Source organism: Stenotrophomonas sp. 116085_Sma (assembly GCF_056479585.1).
In genome coordinates this window covers 1,591,773-1,607,625 of sequence record NZ_CM151057.1, presented here as the reverse complement: position 1 = coordinate 1,607,625, position 15,853 = coordinate 1,591,773, and the positions used below count along the sequence as shown (strand labels likewise).

Sequence of the window (15,853 nt, the reverse complement as noted above, 5' to 3'; positions counted from 1 at the left end):
GGTCCGCCGGCCACGCCCCCACCGTAGAGACTGTTGTGACCGACTCCCCGTTCCCGCTTGAACCCACCGCCGCCGAGGCCCAGACCGCCATCGCCGAGGAATTCGGCTTCTTCGGCGACTGGTCCGAGCGCTACCAGTACCTGATCGACCTCGGCCGCAAGCTGCCCGCCTTCCCGGACGAGTGGAAGACCGAAGAGCACCGCCTGCTGGGCTGCCAGTCGATGGTCTGGATCGTGCCGGAAGGCAACGCGCAGTCGCTGCGCTTCCACGCCATCAGCGACTCGGCCATCGTCTCCGGACTGATCTTCCTGGCCCTGCGCGTGTACTCCGGGCGCTCGGCACAGGAAATCCTGGATACCGAGCCCAGCTACATCCAGGACATCGGGCTGGCCCGCCACCTCTCCCCCACCCGCAGCAACGGCGTGGCGGCGATGCTGGCCTTCATCCGCGAGACCGCGCAGGCCCAGCTGCAGCGCGATCCGTCGTGAGCGAGCCTGCCACAGCCGAAGACACCGCGCTGGGCCTGCTGTCCCGGCCCGGTTTCGCCAAGCTGCTGGCCTACCGCATCTTCGCGATGCTGTCCTACCAGGTGGTGGCAGTCACCGTCGGCTGGCACATCTACGAAGTCACCCGCAATCCGTTCTCGCTGGGCCTGGTCGGCTTGGCCGAGGTGCTGCCGTTCTTCTGCGTGGCGCCGTTCGCCGGCTATCTGGTCGACCACCTGCCGCGCCGCCGGCTGGGCATGGTCGCCTGTTCCGGGCTGATCGCCACGGCGCTGGTGCTGACCGGCGTTGCCACCGGGTGGCTGCCGTTTGAAGGCGTGTGGCCGATCTATGCGGCCATTGCGCTGACCGGCATGGTCCGTGCGTTCCTCTCGCCCATCTACAACGCGCTGTTCGCCCGCGTGCTGGCCCGCGACCAGTTCGCACGCGGCGCCGGGCTCGGCGCCGTGGTGTTCCAGGCCGGCATGGTCGCCGGCCCGGCGCTGGGCGGCGTACTGGTCGGCTTCGGCGGCAAGGGCCTGTCCTATGCCGTGGCGACTGCCTTCGCACTGGTGGCGATGGCCTGCCTGGCCATGCTGAAAGTGGAAGAGCCAGTGCACACCGGTCCGGCCGCGCCGATCTTCAAGAGCATCGCCGAAGGCGCGCGCTTCGTGGTCGGCAACCGGATCATGGTCGGCGCGATGGCGCTGGACATGTTCTCGGTGCTTCTGGGCGGCGTTGTGGCGATGCTGCCGGCCTTCCTGCACGAAATCCTGCACCACGGCCCGGAAGGCCTGGGCATCCTGCGCGCGATGCCGGCGCTGGGTTCGGTGTGCGTTGGCCTGTGGCTGGCGCGCCACCCGCTGCACCGCAATGCCGGCCGCGTGCTGCTGTTCGCGGTGGCCGGGTTCGGCCTGTGCGTGATCAGCTTCGGGCTGTCGCAGCACTTCTGGCTGTCGGCGCTGATCCTGCTGTTCTACGGGGCGTTCGATGGCGTGTCGGTGGTGATCCGCTCGACCATCCTGCAGCTGGCCACGCCGGAGGAAATGCGCGGGCGGGTATCGTCGATCAACGGCATCTTCATCAGTTCGTCCAACGAACTGGGCGCGTTCTATGCCGGCACGATGGCGAAGCTGCTCGGCCTGGTGCCGGCGGTGGTGCTGGGCGGGTTCGCGGTGCTGAGCGTGGCCGGGATCACCGCGTGGAAGAACCCGACGCTGCGGAAACTGAATCTTCGCGACCTGCAGTGAACCTGTAGAGCCGAGCCCATGCTCGGCTGCGCATTTCCGTGCGCCCACGCAGCGGTTGCGCCGGGCCGCGCCCGGCGGGCTTCTTCCGCGACCGCGGCGGGGTGTCACTTTCTTTGCGCGCGCACCGTGCTGCAGGAGCAGCGCGGAACGGCGCAGCCGGCCCGCAGGGTGGCGCACATGGATGTGCGCCATCAAGAAAGTCACCAAAGAAACGCGCCGCCATCCGCGAGCCGGTGCTGCGCACTGGTGCCCTGCGCTCCTCGGCGAATCAGGGGACGGCGCGGAGAGCCAGCCGACTAGCAGTCGGCTCTACAGGATAGAGCCGCCTCTTCGCCCCTGATTCCCCTGCGGTGCTCGGCTCGCTACAAGGCGGACCTAACAGCCGCGAGCGCACGCATGACCGCTTCTGGTAGAGCCAAGCCATGCTTGGCTGCTTTTGCTTTTGCTTTTTCTTTTGCTCTTCCTTGCCCTCCGGCTTCGGCCCGAGCCGAGCATGGGCTCAGCTCTACAGCAACCGCGCACGCAGGAAACCGTCAAGAGCCTGCGGGTGGGTCCGGGCAGGACCGTCCGCGGCATGGATGCCGCGGCCGAGCTTACAGGGATGTACTTGCAGCGTGTCCTGCCCGGCCCCACCCGCAGGCTCACCCCGATACCCGGAAGGCGCTGCTCTTCGCAGCCAACCCGAACCCAACAAAAAACCCGGCCGAAGCCGGGCTTTTCGCATGACATCACAACGAACCGGAATCAGTCGCCCTGCTGCTTCTGCAGGTGCTCCCAACGCTCCTGGGCGTCGATGGTGCGCTCGGCGGTCAGGCGCGCCTCCAGGCGCTCCAGGCCGATTTCTTCGCCGGTGTCGACGCAGTAGCCGTAGTCGCCCGCTTCCAGGCGCTTGAGGGTGCTGTCGATCTTGCCGATCAGCTTGCGGTAGCGGTCGCGGGTACGCAGTTCCAGCGAGTTCTCGGTCTCGCGGGTCGCACGCTCGGCTTCATCGCCGATGTCACGCACTTCCTCGCGCAGGTTCTCGATGGTCTGCTTGGACTCTTCCACCAGGTCCGCACGCCAGTTCTGCAGGCGCTGGCGGAAGTATTCCTGCTGCAGCGAGCTCATGTATTCCTCTTCCGAGGACGGCTTGTAGCCAGCCGGCAGGATCGGGCGGCCAGTGGCCTCGTCGGTCTTGTATTCGACCACCTTGTACTTGCTGCGCGGGGCCGGTGCAGCCGAGCGGGCGGCGACGGCCACGGCAACCTTGCCGACAGGGCGCGACACGGTCTTCGGGGCGGAATCGGATTTCACGGCGGTTTTGGCAGGCGATTTCGAAACGGGCACGGGATTCTTGGATTGCGGGGCCTTCGAAGCGGCAGGAGCGGCGGCCGGGGCCGGCTTTGAGGCCGGTTGGGCTGCTGCCACTGCCACGGTCTTGGCCGGGACAGGCTTGGCCGGAGCCGGCTTGGCAGCAGGCTTCGGTGCGGACTTCACTACTGGGGCCGGGGTCGGCTTCGCGGCCGGCGCGGCAACATTCTTGGCAACCTTCTTTACAGCGGCAGGCGTGGCGACCGGTTTAGCCGCAGCGACCTTCTTTGCTACGGGCTTGGCAACCGGCTTGACCGCAGCCTTCGGCGCCGGCTTGGCTGCTGCCTTCTTCGCCACCGGCTTGGCGGCGGCCTTCTTGACCGGCGCGGCCTTGCTGGCGGCCTTCTTCACCACCGGCGCCTTCTTGCTGGCAGCGGCAGGCTTGGCCTTGGCAGGCGCAGCGGCCTTCTTCGCCACCGGCTTGGTTGCCTTGACCGGCGTTTTCTTTGCGGTGGCCTTCCTGGCCGCCGGTTGCGAGGACGCTGCCTTGGTCGCCGGCTTGCTCGCCGGTTTCTTGGCAACGGGCTTTGCCGCCAACTTCTTCACAACAGGCTTGGCGGTTTTCTTGGCGGCCGTTGCGGCCTTCTTTGCAGTTTTTTTAGCAGCCACGAAACGCTCTTCCTTGGATTCCCCGGGGCCCGGGAAAGCGGGCCTTTATAGCCTACCCGACCCGCAGCAGCAACCTCGGCACCCTGCTCCATTCAGTCCTGGAGTCAAGGTGCCCAAGGGGCAGTCCGACGAACACGGACCGCCTTGCGCGGTACGGAACCTGGCCAGCACCCGCGGGTGCTGGTACCGGTCGCAGGCCATCGGCGACATGCGACCAACGGCCCATCCTGCACAAATGCGGCCTTCATGCCAACTGGCATAAGATGACTGGGTGATCTCGCGCCTGCTCATTTCCCTGCTGCGCTTCTACAAGCGCTTCATCAGCCCCCTGCTGGGGCCGCGTTGCCGTTTCGTGCCGAGCTGTTCTGAATACGCGATGGACGCCATCTCCCGACACGGCCCGCTGCGCGGCAGCTGGCTGGCTGCGCGCCGGCTGGGCCGCTGCCATCCGTTCCATCCCGGCGGCTTCGACCCGGTGCCCGAATCCACCCACGCCCCCTCTTGCCGTTGCACAGGAAAACACTGACATGTCCTCCACCCTCATCACCAACGCCCGGATGGTCAACGAAGGCCGCACCTTCGACGGCGACCTGCGCATCGAGAACGGCCGCATCGCGCAGATCGGCAGCGGGCTCACGCCGCGCGACGGCGAGCAGGTGGTGGACGCCGCCGGGCGCTGGCTGCTGCCCGGCATGATCGACGACCAGGTGCATTTCCGCGAGCCGGGCCTGACCCACAAGGGCGACATCGCCAGCGAATCGGCGGCGGCCGTGGCCGGCGGCCTGACCAGCTTCATGGACATGCCCAACACCAACCCGCCGACGCTGGATTCGACCATCCTGGAAGCCAAGTACGAACTGGCACGCGGCCGCGCCTGGGCCAACTACGGCTTCTACCACGGCGCCAGCAATGACAACCTCGAAGCGATCCGTGCACTGGACCCGAAGAAGGCCCCGGGCGTGAAGGTGTTCATGGGCGCCTCCACCGGCAACATGCTGGTGGACAACCCGGAAACCCTGGACGCGATCTTCCGCGAATGCCCGACCCCGATCATCACGCACTGCGAAGACACGCCGATGATCGATGCCAACCTGAAGGCCTTCCAGGAAAAGTACGGTGACGCCCTGACGCCGGACATGCACCCGGACATCCGTTCGCGCGAAGCCTGCATCAAGTCCACCCGGCTGGCGATGTCGCTGGCACGCAAGCACGGTACCCGCCTGCACGTGCTGCACATCTCCACCGCTGACGAGCTGGCACTGTTCGAGAAGGGCCCGCTGATCCGCGCCGACGGCAGTCGCAAGCAGATCACTGCCGAAACCTGCGTGCACTTCCTGCACTTCGCGCGCCCGGATTACGCGACCAAGGGCAACCTGATCAAGTGCAACCCGGCGATCAAGGAAGTGTCCGACCGCGAGGCGATCACCGCCGCGCTGGCCGACGACGTGCTGGACGTGCTGGCCACCGACCACGCGCCGCACACCTGGGAAGAGAAGCAGAAGCCGTACGCGCAGGCGCCGTCGGGCCTGCCGCTGGTGCAGTACGCACTGGTGGCCGCGCTGGAGCGCGTGCACGAAGGCAAGCTGACCCGCGAGCAGGTGGTGCAGAAATTCGCACACGCGCCGGCACAGCTGTTCGACGTGGAAGAGCGCGGCTTCCTGCGCGAAGGCTACTTCGCCGACCTGGTGCTGGTGGAGGACGTGCCGTTCACGGTCAAGCGCGAGGACGTGCTGTCCAAGTGTGGCTGGTCGCCGTTTGAAGGCACGACCTTCCGTTCGCGCGTCGCCGCCACCTGGGTCAACGGCCAGCTGGTGTGGGACGGCAGCAAACTGGTCGGCGAGCCGGCCGGCCAGCGCATGACCTACGACCGCTGATGCGCGCGGCTCTCCTGACCGGGGCGCTGCTCCTGGCTGCGCCCCTGCTCTGCACATCTTCGGCCAACGCGCAGGATGGCATCGGCAGCCTGATCGACAGCCGCGTGGTGTTTCCGGCCAGCGCGTCGCAGGGCGCGCTGGTGATCGGCAAAGTTCCCGCTGGCAGCCGCGTCCAGTACGCTGGCCGCCAGCTGCGGGTGAGCGGCTATGGCAGCGTGGTGTTCGGCATCGGCCGCGACGAGAAGGGTCCGTTGCGCGTGCAGGTGCAGCGCGCCGACGGTGGCAGCGAAACCGTGACCATCGCGGTGACGCCGCGTGACTGGCCGACCGAGCGGGTCAACGGCGTGCCGCCGAAGACGGTCAATCCGCCGCCGGCAATTGCCGAGCGGATCAAGCGCGAACAGGCGCAGGTGACCGCCGCACGCGCCCGCGATGACGACCGTACCGACTTCACCCAGACCTTCATCTGGCCAGTGCAGGGCCGCATCAGCGGTCGCTTCGGCAATGCGCGCGTCTACAACGGCCAACCCGGCGCCGGTCATTCCGGCATGGACATCGCGGTGCCCACCGGCACCCCGGTGAAGGCACCGGCCGCCGGCATCGTCACCTTCGCCGGCCCGGACCTGTACCTGACCGGCGGCACGCTGCTGCTCGACCACGGTTTCGGCGTCAGTTCCAACTTCCTGCACCTGTCGCGCATCGACGTGAAGGTCGGGGATCGCGTCGAGCAGGGCCAGTTGATTGCGGCGGTCGGCGCCACCGGCCGCGCCACCGGCCCGCACCTGCACTGGGGCATGAACTGGTTCGACACCCGTATCGACCCGCTGCTGGTGCTGGAGCGGAAGTAACGCCCATCGCCCGGTACGGTAGTGAGCCGCTGTTGTAGAGCCGAGCCCACGCTCGGCTGTCGCGCAGAGATGAGCCGAGCATGGGCTCGGCTCTACAGACAGCATGCGGATCAAGGTCCGCACCCACCAGAATCAATCAGCCGCGCGCTGCCCACCACACGCGCAACAGCGTGCGCACCGGGGTGGCTTCGATCGGCTTGCCTGCGGCCTGCGCGGCCACGCGTGCGCGCGCCAGGCTGGACCACACGCGGCGCGGGCGCGGACCGGGTACGCGGCTGCCCCACCCCTTCAGCAGGTACTGCGCCCAGCGCTGCGCAGCGGTGCTGGAATCCTCATCCAGCAGGCTGCGCGGTACACCGGCCACGCCGGCATCCTGCAGGCGCTGGGCCAGGGTCTGCAGCTGCACCGCACGGCCGGCACCGGTGCGCGGCTTGTCCGCGAACAACGCCGCCTCGACCGCAGCCACGGCTTCAGCGTAGTTGGCCAGCGCACGCTCGGCACTGGCGGCGTCCAGCGCGACGGTACGCGCTTCAACCAGATCCGGCAGAGCCTCGGCCAGCTGCGCCCACGGCGCACGCACCGGCTCCAGCAGGCGCCCCAACGGATGACGCGACCGGTACGCAGCCCAGCTGCGCAGCTCCTCGCCCCACCATGCCAGCTTGGCATCGGCTGGCAGCGGGTCGCCACTGGTGTTGAGCATGTCGTCGAATTCCTGCAGCAGCGCGAACCACGCAACTGCAAGCTCGCGTTGCGATTCGGCCACGAACGGGGCGGCCACCGACCATTCCGGCCAGCGGCTGCGCCACTTGTCGAGGAAACTGTCCAGCGCGGTACTGCTCACTACGTCATTCCTTACGGCTGGGCCGGGGTTGCCGGCCGGGTCGGCCAGAGGCTGGCCAGTTGCAGAAGTCCGGCGTTCTCGACCAGCACGTCGGCCTGCCAGGCCAGGGGGTCGTCGCTGTGCAGGCGGTAGCCCCACAGCGCCGCCACCGACGGCATGGCGGCAGCGCGTGCGGCGATGATGTCGCGCTCGTCGTCGCCCACGTACACGCAGTCTTCGGCGGCAACGGCAATCGCCTGCGCGGCGTGCAGCAGGGGCAGCGGATGCGGCTTGCGCTCGGCCAGGCTGTCGCCGCCCACCAGCACCGCACAGCGTTGCTGCCAGCCGTACTGCGGCACGATCAGCCGCGCCAGGTACTCCGGCTTGTTGGTGACGATGCCCCACACTGTGCCGGCGGCATCCAGTGCAGCAAGCATGTCTGCAACGCCATCGAACAATACCGCGTGCTGGCCGATCAACCGCTCGTAGCGCTGCAGAAACTCCGGAATCAGCGCATCACGCGCCGCCGTGTCCAGTTCGGGGAAGGCTGCCGAGACCATCGCACGCGAGCCCTTCGACACCACCGGGCGCAACAACGCCGGATCGATCGGTGCACGGCCACGCTCGGCCAGCATCGCATCGCAGGTGGCAACGAAGTCCGGTGCACTGTCCAGCAGCGTGCCGTCCAGGTCGAACAGCACCGCACGCGGGAAACCGGGGGAGGTCATGCCGGCTTGACCGCGTAGGCCAGGTAGTTGATGTCGGTGCGGCTGCTCAGGCGGGCGTGGTTGCGCCACGGCTCGTAGGCCATGCCGCTGACATCCACCAGCTGCATGTCGGCCTCGCGCAGCCAGCGCGCCAGCTCGGCCGGCTTGATGAATTCCTGGTAGTGATGTGTGCCCTTGGGCAGCAGCCGCGCCACGTACTCGGCGCCGACAATCGCCACCGCGAAGGCAGCAGCGGTGCGGTTGATGGTCGACAGGAACAGGTGACCGCCCGGCTTCAGCAGGCGCTTGCAGGCTTCGATGATCGCGCCCGGATCCGGCACGTGCTCGAGCATTTCCATGCAGGTGACCACATCGAAACTGCCCGGCTGCTCGGCAGCCAGGTCCTCGGCGGCCTGGACGCGATAATCGACCTTGGCACCGCTTTCCAGCGCGTGCAGGCGCGCGACCTTGACCAGTTCCGGGGCCAGGTCGATGGCGGTGACGTCGGCACCGGACTGCGCCAGCGCCTCGCTCAGCAGGCCGCCACCGCAGCCGATGTCCAGCACGCGCGCACCGCGCAGCGGCACGCGGTCGGCCACGTACTTCAGCCGCACCGGGTTCAGCGCATGCAGCGGCTTCTGCGGGCCGTCAGCGTCCCACCAGCGGTTGGCCAGCGCGGCGAACTTGTCCAGCTCGGCCTGATCGAAATTGGAGGAAGCGTGGGGGGCAGTCATGGGGAAGTCCTTGCAGCGCCAGGGTTCAGGCGCGGATATGACGGATACGCTCGCGCCACTGGCGCGCGTTGGCGATGATGCCCGGCAGGTCCATGCCGACCAGCTCGCGCTGCACCAGCTTCGGCTTGCCGGCAATCCAGACATCGCTGACCTGCTGGCGGCCGGTGGCGTACACCAGCTGCGACAGCACGTTGTGCAGCGGCTGGGTTTCCAGCGCGGACAGGTCGACGCAGACCAGGTCGGCCTGCTTGCCGACCTCGATCGAACCGATGCGGTCGCCGAAGCCCAGCGCGCGGGCGCCACCCAGCGTGGAGGCACGCAGCGTGGTGGCTGCATCCAGCGCGGTGGCGTCGTCGGCCACGGCCTTGGCCAGGATCGCCGCAGTGCGGTTCTCGCTGAACATGTCCAGGTCGTTGTTGCTGGCGCAGCCGTCGGTGCCGATGGCCAGGTTCACGCCGGCGCGCTGCAGGGCGCAGGCCGGGCAGAAACCGGAGGCCAGCTTCAGGTTCGATTCCGGGCAGTGCACCACGCTGACGCCGCGTTCGGCGCACAGGTGGATTTCCGCGTCGGTCAGCTGGGTCATGTGCACCGCGATCAGGCGGTCGTTGACCAGCCCGAGCCGATCCAGCCGCGCCAGCGGGCGCTGGCCGTGCAGCTTGATCGAATCGGTGATTTCCTGCGCGGTCTCGTGGGTGTGCAGGTGGACCTGCATGTCGAGCTGGTCGGACAGCATACGCACCCGCTCGAAATTGGCGTCGTTTACGGTGTACGGCGCGTGCGGCGCGAACGCGGTGCCGATCAGCGGATCGGTGCGCCACTGGTCATGCAGTTCACCGGCCTTGGCGAAGTACTCGTCGTCGGTCTTGGCCCAGGCGGTGGGGAAATCGATGATGACCGCGCCGACCAGCGCGCGGAAACCATGCTTCTTGTAGACCGCGGCCTGCACGTCGCCGAAGAAGTAGTTCTCGTTGGCGCAGGTGGTGCCGCCGCGCAGCATCTCGGCGATGGCCAGGGTGGTGCCGTCGGCGACGAATTCGGGGCCGATCACCGCCGCTTCCACCGGCCAGATGTGCTGCTGCAGCCAGGTCATCAGTGGCAGGTCGTCGGCGACGCCGCGCAGCAGGGTCATCGGATTGTGCGTGTGCGCGTTGACCAGGCCCGGCATCAGCGCCGCCTCGGGGCGGCTGACCACCTGCGCGGCACGGAAGCGCGCACGCGCCTCGGCACGCGGCAGGATGGCGACGATCTCGCTGCCACGCACGGCCACGGCATGGTCTTCCAGCACCACCGCATGCGGCTCGATCGGAACGACATAACCGGCTTCGATGAGCAGGTCGCAGGCTTCGGGGAGGTGCGGGCTATAGCTCATGCGGGCTCACTGGCTATTGGAGAAGGGCCTGGCGGGAGGCGGTAGCGCCGGGCCATGCCCGGCGGCTGTCCGCTGCGGCGCCATGGGCGCCAGCAACGGGTTCCGGGTTGTGCCCGGAAAGCCGAGCATGGCTCGGCTCTACAGGTAATCCGGCTGCGCCGGATTACTTGACGCGTGCGGAGTACTCGCCCGAACGGGTGTCGACGCGGATCACTTCGTCCTGGTTGACGAACAGCGGCACGCGGACCACGGCGCCGGTTTCCAGGGTGGCCGGCTTGCCGCCGCCGCCCGAGGTGTCGCCACGGACGCCCGGATCGGTCTCGGTGATCTTCAGTTCGACGAAGTTCGGCGGCTGCACGAAGATCGGCTCACCGTTCCACAGGGTGACCACGCAGGACTCTTCGCCCTTCAGCCACTTCTCGGCGCCGCCCATGCCGGCCTTGGTGGCCTGGACCTGCTCGAAGGATTCCGGATCCATGAAGTGCCAGTACTCGCCATCGCTGTACATGAAGTTCATGTCGGTGTCGACGACGTCGGCTGCATCCAGCGAGTCGGTCGACTTCATGGTCACTTCCTGGGTACGGCCGTCCTTGATCAGGCGGTACTTCACGCGGGTGAAGGCCTGGCCCTTGCCCGGCTTGACGTATTCGGTGTCGATGATGACGGCCGGTTGGTTGTTGACCAGGATCTTCATCCCGTTCTTGACGTCGTTCATGCCGTAGCTGGCCATGCGTAAACTCCTGAGTGGCAGAAACACCGCGGGTGCGGCGAGCCGTTAGAATGGAAAGCCCACCGGATGCCGGTGGGCGACTGTTTTTCTGCCCCCATGATAACCGCAGGCCCCCTCTCCATGCAGCTTTCCGCCTTCCCCCGGCCCCAGTCGCCAGGCGCGCCCGCGCGCTGGCAGCAGCTCTGGCGCCAGGCACTGCGCGACCCACAGGCCCTGCTGGCCCGGCTGCAGCTGGACCCGGCCGCGCTGGGCGTCTCGGACGCGGCCATGGCCCAGTTCGCGCTGCGCGTGCCGGAGGGGTTCGTGGCCCGCATGCGCAAGGGTGATCCGGCCGATCCGCTGCTGCGGCAGGTGCTGCCGATCGACGAGGAAATGCGTCCCGCGCCCGGGTTCAGCTTCGATGCGGTGGGCGATGGCGCGGCCAAGAAGGCCACCGGCGTCATCCAGAAGTACCGTGGCCGCGCCCTGCTTGTCGCCACCGGCAGCTGCGCGATCAACTGCCGCTACTGCTTCCGCCGCCACTTCGACTATGGCGCGGAGAACGCCGCCAGGGGTGGCTGGCAGGAGGCCGTAGCCGCCATCGCCGCCGACCCGGACATCGACGAGGTGATCCTGTCCGGCGGCGATCCACTGTCTCTGGCCACGCACAAGCTGGTCGAGCTGACCGACGCACTGCGCGCGATCCCGCACATCCGCCGCCTGCGCATCCACAGCCGCCTGCCGATCGTGCTGCCCGAACGCGTGGACGAGGAGCTGCTGGCCTGGCTGGGCGGCCTGCCGTGGCCGCTGGCCATCGTGGTCCACGCCAACCACGCCAACGAATTCGACGCCAGCGTGGACGCCGCGATGGCGCGCCTGCGCGGCACCGGCGCCCAACTGCTGAACCAGGCGGTGCTGCTGCGCGGAGTCAACGACAGCGTGCAGGCGCTGCAGGACCTGAGCGAGCGCAGCTTCGCTGCCGGCGTGCTGCCCTACTACCTGCACCAGCTGGACCGGGTCGAAGGCGTGGCCCACTTTGAAGTGGATGACACCCAGGCCAAGGCACTGATTGCCGGGTTGACCACGCGCCTGTCCGGTTACCTGATTCCGAAACTGGTGCGCGAGCTGCCGGGCGACCCGAGCAAGCGCCCGCTGTAAATCCGGGGGCGGGATCAGATCCCTTTTCCTGCGGATAAGGGATCTGACCCCAGGACAACGGCAGCAGGTCAGAGGCCCGACTCGATCATCCGTACCACTTCGGTGGCGGTGACCGGGTGGCTCAGCCAGTAACCCTGTCCCAGATCGCAGCCGCGCTGCGCCAGCAGCTCGAACTGCGCCTGCTGCTCGATGCCCTCTGCCACCACGGTGATGCCCAGCGCGTGGGCCATGGCGATGATCGCCGTGGTCAATGCGAGGTCGTCGGGATCACGCTGCATGTCGGCCACGAAACTCTTGTCGATCTTCACGCCGTCCACGGGTACCTGGCGCAGATGACTGAGCCCGGAGAAGCCGGTCCCGAAATCATCCAGCCAGACCTTCACGCCGGTGCGGTGCAGCTTGTCCAGCAGCTGCGCGGCAACCATCTCGTCGCCGATCACGGCGGTTTCGGTCAGCTCCAGATGCAGGCGCGACGCTGGCAGCCCGGATTCATGCAGGCATTGCGCGACCAGCGCCGGCAGTTCGCCGCCGCGCAGCTGCCGCGGTGACACGTTGACCGATACGAACAGGTCGTCGCCCGCCACGCCACGTGGCCATTGCGAGGCCTCCATGCAGGCCGCACGCAGCACCTTCGGGCCGATGATCTCGATCAGCCCGCTCTGCTCGGCCACTTCGATGAACACCGACGGCGGAATCGTGCCCAGCGTCGGATGCTGCCAGCGCAGCAGCACTTCGACGCCGACCATGCGACGGTCGCGCATGCGGAAGATCGGCTGGTAGGCCAGGCGCAGTTCGCCGCGCTCCCAGGCCCCGCGCAGCTCCTGCTCCATGTGCACGCGACGCTCGACCGCATGGTCCATCGCCCGGCTGTAGTAGCGGTAGCAGTTCTTGCCCGCCATCTTCGCCTGGTACATCGCGATGTCGCCGTTCTTCAGCAGCGTCGTCGCGTCGGCCGCATCATCGGGGAACAGGGTCACGCCGATCGAGGTACCGAGGAACAGCTCCCGGCCCTGCACCACCAGTGGCCTGCCCAGCTCACGCACCAGCACCTCGGCCAGCAGCCGCGCGTTGGCGGCCACGTCACCGTCGCCGACCAGAATCACGAATTCATCGCCACCGAAGCGGGCCAGCAGGGCCTCGTCACCGCCCGCTTCCGCGACCGCGCGACCGATGCGCTGTGCGAACTGCAGCAACGCCTCGTCACCGGCCTCATGGCCAAGCGTGTCGTTGACCCGCTTGAAATCGTCGATGTCGGCGAACAACAGTCCCAACCGGTGATTGGCGGCACGCGCTGCCATCAGCCGATGGTCCAGCGCTTCGCGGAACGCCAGCCGGTTGGTCAGCCCGGTCAAGGCATCGGTGTAGGCCATGTGCCGCACTTCACGGTCATGGCGGGCGATCGCATCGCGCATGCGGGCGAAGCCGCGCACCAGCTCACCCACTTCGTCGTCACGGGTGTTCTCGGCCAGCGGTGTCTGATAGTCCCCCGCCTCGATGCGGCGCGCGGCTGCGGCCAGATCGCGGATCGGCGCGACCAGCGTGCGCTGCACGTACATGATCACCACCACGCCAATCACCACCAGCAACCCCAGCATCAGCAGCAACCATCCGAGGTGGCGGCTGCCGACCAGCTGCAGGCGTTCGCCAAGGGTGGCATTGGCCGCCTGTTCGCGTTGCTGTACCTCGTCCAGCGCCATGCCGACGCGGACGCCGCCGATGCGCTGGTTGCCGACCATGATCGGCATCGTGTTGTCCAGCACCTTCGGCGATTCCTGCACCAGCAATGCCTGCGCCGCCGCCGCCTTGGGCGCCAGGGGGTCGGCCATCGGCTGGCCGAATCCCGAGACCTCGACCGATCCGTCGTGCACCAGCCGGCCACGCTCGTCGAACACCAGTACATAACGCACCACCGGCTGTCGCGCGGTGCTGCGCACGAGTACGCCAACCTGGTCCAGGTCGCGGTAGTACAGTGGGTTGGCCAGCGCATCGGACAACTCGCGCGCCATCGCCTCGCCGCGGCTGCGCACGCTGCGATCGAACAATTCATGGATGACGCCACCGCTGAGGGTGCGCACCTCGCTCTGCATCGCCGTCTGGCGCCCCAGCAGCACCGCCAGGATCGCGACCACCACGACCATCGCTCCGCCCATCGCCAGCAGGAACCGGGCCTGCATCCCCGAGCCGAGCCACTTCATTCCACTTCCATCCGCACGCGCGTCAATCCTTGTTTCAATTCATCCAACCGCTGCTGCGCATGCGCATCGACACGGTGGAACCCGGAAGTGCCAAAAAACCGATGCAACGCGCCCTGTGCCTGCGGGTCGCTGGCTGCCTGCAGCAGGACGTCCTGCAGGCGATCGCGCACCCGGGCATCGAGGTCGGCGCGGACCATCTCCACCGCACGCGGGTATGGTTCGGTGCGCAGCAGTTCGCGGAAATCGCGCCGGAATGCAGCCGGCACCCGCCGCTCGTCATTCCAGTCCACGCTGCTCACCGCCCCCACATCCGCCATCCCCTTGTGCACGTACGTCGCGATGTTCAACTCGCTGCGCGCGAACACATACCCCACGCTGTCACGCCCTGGCACGTCCCACACCCCGGCCAGGATCTGTGGCGACAGGCCATGGTTCAGCAGGGTCATCACCGGCACCAGATAGGCGCTGGTGGAGGCCGTGTTCTGCAGGGCCAGACGATGGCCGCGCAGATCCTGCACCCGCTGGATGGGACTGTCGCTGCGCACGAAGAACACCGTCTGGTACTCCCGCACACCGTTGCGCTCGGTCAGCAGCAGGGGGCGAGCGCCGCTGCGCTGGCCCAACGCCACTGCCGTACCGGAGGTTTCCGTGACCCAGTCGACCCGTCCCCGCCGCAGATAGCTGGCCATCTGCTGCGGGTCGCGGGCCATCAGTATCCGCCCCTCCTGGATGCCGACGTCATGCATGCGAGCCACAACGTAGTCCAGTAGGGGTTGCAGCTGCTCGTAGTGGGCCTTGGGGTCATCGCTGATCCGGCCCAGCACCAGCACCGGGTCCGGTGCTGCACGCACCGTCCCGGCCAGCAGGACCATGGCCAGGCTCAGCAGTCCCCCCTGCATTGCCTTTCGCAGACCCGACACAGGCTTCATCCCCCCTGGGTATCCAGACAGACTACCCGAAAAAATGAGAACGTCGTCAGCTGTCCTTGCCGCCTGCCTGCGCCAGTCGCGCCATGCGCTGGGTGTCGGCGAGGATGCCGCGCAGCAGGCGCACTTCCTGTTCGGTGGGCTCGCTGCGCAGGAACAGGCGGCGCAGCTTGCGCATCGCCGACTCGGGGGCGCGGCCCTTGTGGAAATCGATCTCGTCCAGCGTGTCACCCAGCTGGGCGAAGAAGCTCTCCATCTGCTCGTGGCTGGCCGCCTGTTCGCGGAAGCCGGGTTCGGTTTCTGCAACCGGCTGCGCCCCAAGCAGTTGCATGCGCGTTTCATAGGCCAGCACCTGCACGGCGGCGGCCAGGTTGAGCGAACTGAACTCCGGGTCTGACGGGATGTGCACTGCGGCGTGGCAGAGCTGCAGCTCCTCGTTGGTCAGGCCGGTGCGCTCGCGGCCGAACACCAGTGCCACCTCGGCACCTTCGCCCGCCTTGGCCACCGCACGGGCGGCAGCATCGGCCGGCAGGTACTCCTCCAGCTGGACGCGGCGGGCACGGGCCGTGCAGCCCAGTACCAGGCGACAGTCAGCCACGGCCTCGGCCAGGGTAGCCACCACCGGGGCGTCCCCCAGCACGTCTTCGGCACCGGCCGAGCGGCGGAAGGCCTCTTCGTCGAGCGGCTTTTCGGGGGCGACCAGCACCAGGCGGGCCAGGCCCATGGTCTTCAGGGCGCGGGCGGCAGCCCCCATGTTGCCGGGGTGCTGGGTACCGACCAGGACGAATCGGAGGCGGGTTGCGGCAGGAAACTGGGACATGA

The 15,853-nt window shown here is 67.8% G+C and carries 15 protein-coding genes; 6 read left to right on the top strand and 9 right to left on the bottom strand.

What is annotated here, in order from left to right; translation table 11 throughout:
• Positions 1 to 35 precede the first annotated feature (35 nt).
• A complete protein-coding gene (locus ACZK0Z_RS07460; protein ID WP_005410372.1) occupies positions 36 to 488 on the top strand; it encodes a SufE family protein in 453 nt (150 codons plus the stop codon).
• The gene (locus ACZK0Z_RS07455; protein WP_049435093.1) at positions 485 to 1,732 is read left to right on the top strand and encodes an MFS transporter; all 1,248 of its coding nucleotides are present in this window, start codon (positions 485 to 487) and stop codon (positions 1,730 to 1,732) included. The genes ACZK0Z_RS07460 and ACZK0Z_RS07455 overlap by 4 nt, the downstream gene beginning before the upstream one ends.
• A 744-nt stretch (positions 1,733 to 2,476) precedes the next feature.
• On the opposite strand, the gene dksA is transcribed toward ACZK0Z_RS07455, so the two are convergent.
• On the bottom strand, positions 2,477 to 3,691 hold the full coding sequence (gene dksA, locus ACZK0Z_RS07450) for an RNA polymerase-binding protein DksA (protein ID WP_049429620.1): 1,215 nt from the start codon (positions 3,689 to 3,691) through the stop codon (positions 2,477 to 2,479).
• A 271-nt stretch (positions 3,692 to 3,962) separates the two neighbouring features.
• Here dksA and yidD point away from each other — a divergent pair, with 271 nt between their 5' ends.
• Genes yidD through ACZK0Z_RS07435 form a run of 3 tightly spaced genes read left to right on the top strand, consistent with a single transcriptional unit; the run spans position 3,963 to position 6,413 of the window.
• Positions 3,963 to 4,217, top strand: a complete 255-nt coding sequence (gene yidD, locus ACZK0Z_RS07445; RefSeq protein ID WP_049429621.1) for a membrane protein insertion efficiency factor YidD — start codon at positions 3,963 to 3,965, stop codon at positions 4,215 to 4,217.
• A gap of 1 nt (position 4,218) precedes the next feature.
• On the top strand, positions 4,219 to 5,565 hold the full coding sequence (locus ACZK0Z_RS07440) for a dihydroorotase (protein WP_049429622.1): 1,347 nt from the start codon (positions 4,219 to 4,221) through the stop codon (positions 5,563 to 5,565).
• Entirely contained in the window at positions 5,565 to 6,413 is an 849-nt protein-coding gene (locus ACZK0Z_RS07435; protein ID WP_049429623.1) for a M23 family metallopeptidase, read from the top strand. The genes ACZK0Z_RS07440 and ACZK0Z_RS07435 overlap by 1 nt, the downstream gene beginning before the upstream one ends.
• A 136-nt stretch (positions 6,414 to 6,549) precedes the next feature.
• On the opposite strand, the gene ACZK0Z_RS07430 is transcribed toward ACZK0Z_RS07435, so the two are convergent.
• The 5 genes from ACZK0Z_RS07430 to efp form a co-directional block, all read right to left on the bottom strand.
• Entirely contained in the window at positions 6,550 to 7,254 is a 705-nt protein-coding gene (locus ACZK0Z_RS07430) for an isoprenoid biosynthesis enzyme family protein (protein WP_197632407.1), read from the bottom strand.
• A gap of 11 nt (positions 7,255 to 7,265) precedes the next feature.
• Complete coding sequence (locus tag ACZK0Z_RS07425; RefSeq protein WP_049429625.1) at positions 7,266 to 7,961, bottom strand: phosphoglycolate phosphatase; 696 nt, start codon at positions 7,959 to 7,961, stop codon at positions 7,266 to 7,268.
• The gene (ubiG, locus tag ACZK0Z_RS07420; RefSeq protein WP_049429626.1) at positions 7,958 to 8,674 is read right to left on the bottom strand and encodes a bifunctional 2-polyprenyl-6-hydroxyphenol methylase/3-demethylubiquinol 3-O-methyltransferase UbiG; all 717 of its coding nucleotides are present in this window, start codon (positions 8,672 to 8,674) and stop codon (positions 7,958 to 7,960) included. The genes ACZK0Z_RS07425 and ubiG overlap by 4 nt, the downstream gene beginning before the upstream one ends.
• Positions 8,675 to 8,699: 25 nt before the next feature.
• On the bottom strand, positions 8,700 to 10,043 hold the full coding sequence (locus ACZK0Z_RS07415) for a TRZ/ATZ family hydrolase (protein WP_197632406.1): 1,344 nt from the start codon (positions 10,041 to 10,043) through the stop codon (positions 8,700 to 8,702).
• A 163-nt stretch (positions 10,044 to 10,206) separates the two neighbouring features.
• Positions 10,207 to 10,773, bottom strand: a complete 567-nt coding sequence (gene efp / locus ACZK0Z_RS07410; RefSeq protein WP_005410381.1) for an elongation factor P — start codon at positions 10,771 to 10,773, stop codon at positions 10,207 to 10,209.
• A gap of 96 nt (positions 10,774 to 10,869) precedes the next feature.
• Here efp and epmB point away from each other — a divergent pair, with 96 nt between their 5' ends.
• Positions 10,870 to 11,910 carry an EF-P beta-lysylation protein EpmB gene (epmB, locus tag ACZK0Z_RS07405; protein WP_197620323.1) on the top strand — a complete coding sequence of 347 codons (1,041 nt, stop codon included), beginning with the start codon at positions 10,870 to 10,872 and terminating at the stop codon, positions 11,908 to 11,910.
• Between the two features lie 68 nt (positions 11,911 to 11,978).
• On the opposite strand, the gene ACZK0Z_RS07400 is transcribed toward epmB, so the two are convergent.
• Genes ACZK0Z_RS07400 through ACZK0Z_RS07390 form a run of 3 tightly spaced genes read right to left on the bottom strand, consistent with a single transcriptional unit; the run spans position 11,979 to position 15,851 of the window.
• Entirely contained in the window at positions 11,979 to 14,105 is a 2,127-nt protein-coding gene (locus ACZK0Z_RS07400) for a putative bifunctional diguanylate cyclase/phosphodiesterase (RefSeq protein ID WP_049426843.1), read from the bottom strand.
• A complete protein-coding gene (locus ACZK0Z_RS07395) occupies positions 14,102 to 15,034 on the bottom strand; it encodes a phosphate/phosphite/phosphonate ABC transporter substrate-binding protein (protein ID WP_049426845.1) in 933 nt (310 codons plus the stop codon). Before ACZK0Z_RS07395 ends, ACZK0Z_RS07400 begins: the two co-directional genes overlap by 4 nt.
• Positions 15,035 to 15,080: 46 nt before the next feature.
• Complete coding sequence (locus ACZK0Z_RS07390; RefSeq protein ID WP_049426846.1) at positions 15,081 to 15,851, bottom strand: RNA methyltransferase; 771 nt, start codon at positions 15,849 to 15,851, stop codon at positions 15,081 to 15,083.
• Positions 15,852 to 15,853: the final 2 nt, after the last annotated feature.

Bases quoted from the DNA above. Each gene is read 5' to 3' on its own strand.
- epmB (WP_197620323.1), top strand. From the start codon at position 10,870: ATGATAACCGCAGGCCCCCTCTCCATGCAGCTTTCCGCCTTCCCCCGG.
- ubiG (WP_049429626.1), bottom strand. From the start codon at position 8,674: ATGACTGCCCCCCACGCTTCCTCCAATTTCGATCAGGCCGAGCTGGAC.
- ACZK0Z_RS07440 (WP_049429622.1), top strand. From the start codon at position 4,219: ATGTCCTCCACCCTCATCACCAACGCCCGGATGGTCAACGAAGGCCGC.
- ACZK0Z_RS07435 (WP_049429623.1), top strand. From the start codon at position 5,565: ATGCGCGCGGCTCTCCTGACCGGGGCGCTGCTCCTGGCTGCGCCCCTG.
- ACZK0Z_RS07390 (WP_049426846.1), bottom strand. From the start codon at position 15,851: ATGTCCCAGTTTCCTGCCGCAACCCGCCTCCGATTCGTCCTGGTCGGT.
- efp (WP_005410381.1), bottom strand. From the start codon at position 10,773: ATGGCCAGCTACGGCATGAACGACGTCAAGAACGGGATGAAGATCCTG.
- ACZK0Z_RS07425 (WP_049429625.1), bottom strand. From the start codon at position 7,961: ATGACCTCCCCCGGTTTCCCGCGTGCGGTGCTGTTCGACCTGGACGGC.
- ACZK0Z_RS07400 (WP_049426843.1), bottom strand. From the start codon at position 14,105: ATGAAGTGGCTCGGCTCGGGGATGCAGGCCCGGTTCCTGCTGGCGATG.
- ACZK0Z_RS07395 (WP_049426845.1), bottom strand. From the start codon at position 15,034: ATGAAGCCTGTGTCGGGTCTGCGAAAGGCAATGCAGGGGGGACTGCTG.
- ACZK0Z_RS07415 (WP_197632406.1), bottom strand. From the start codon at position 10,043: ATGAGCTATAGCCCGCACCTCCCCGAAGCCTGCGACCTGCTCATCGAA.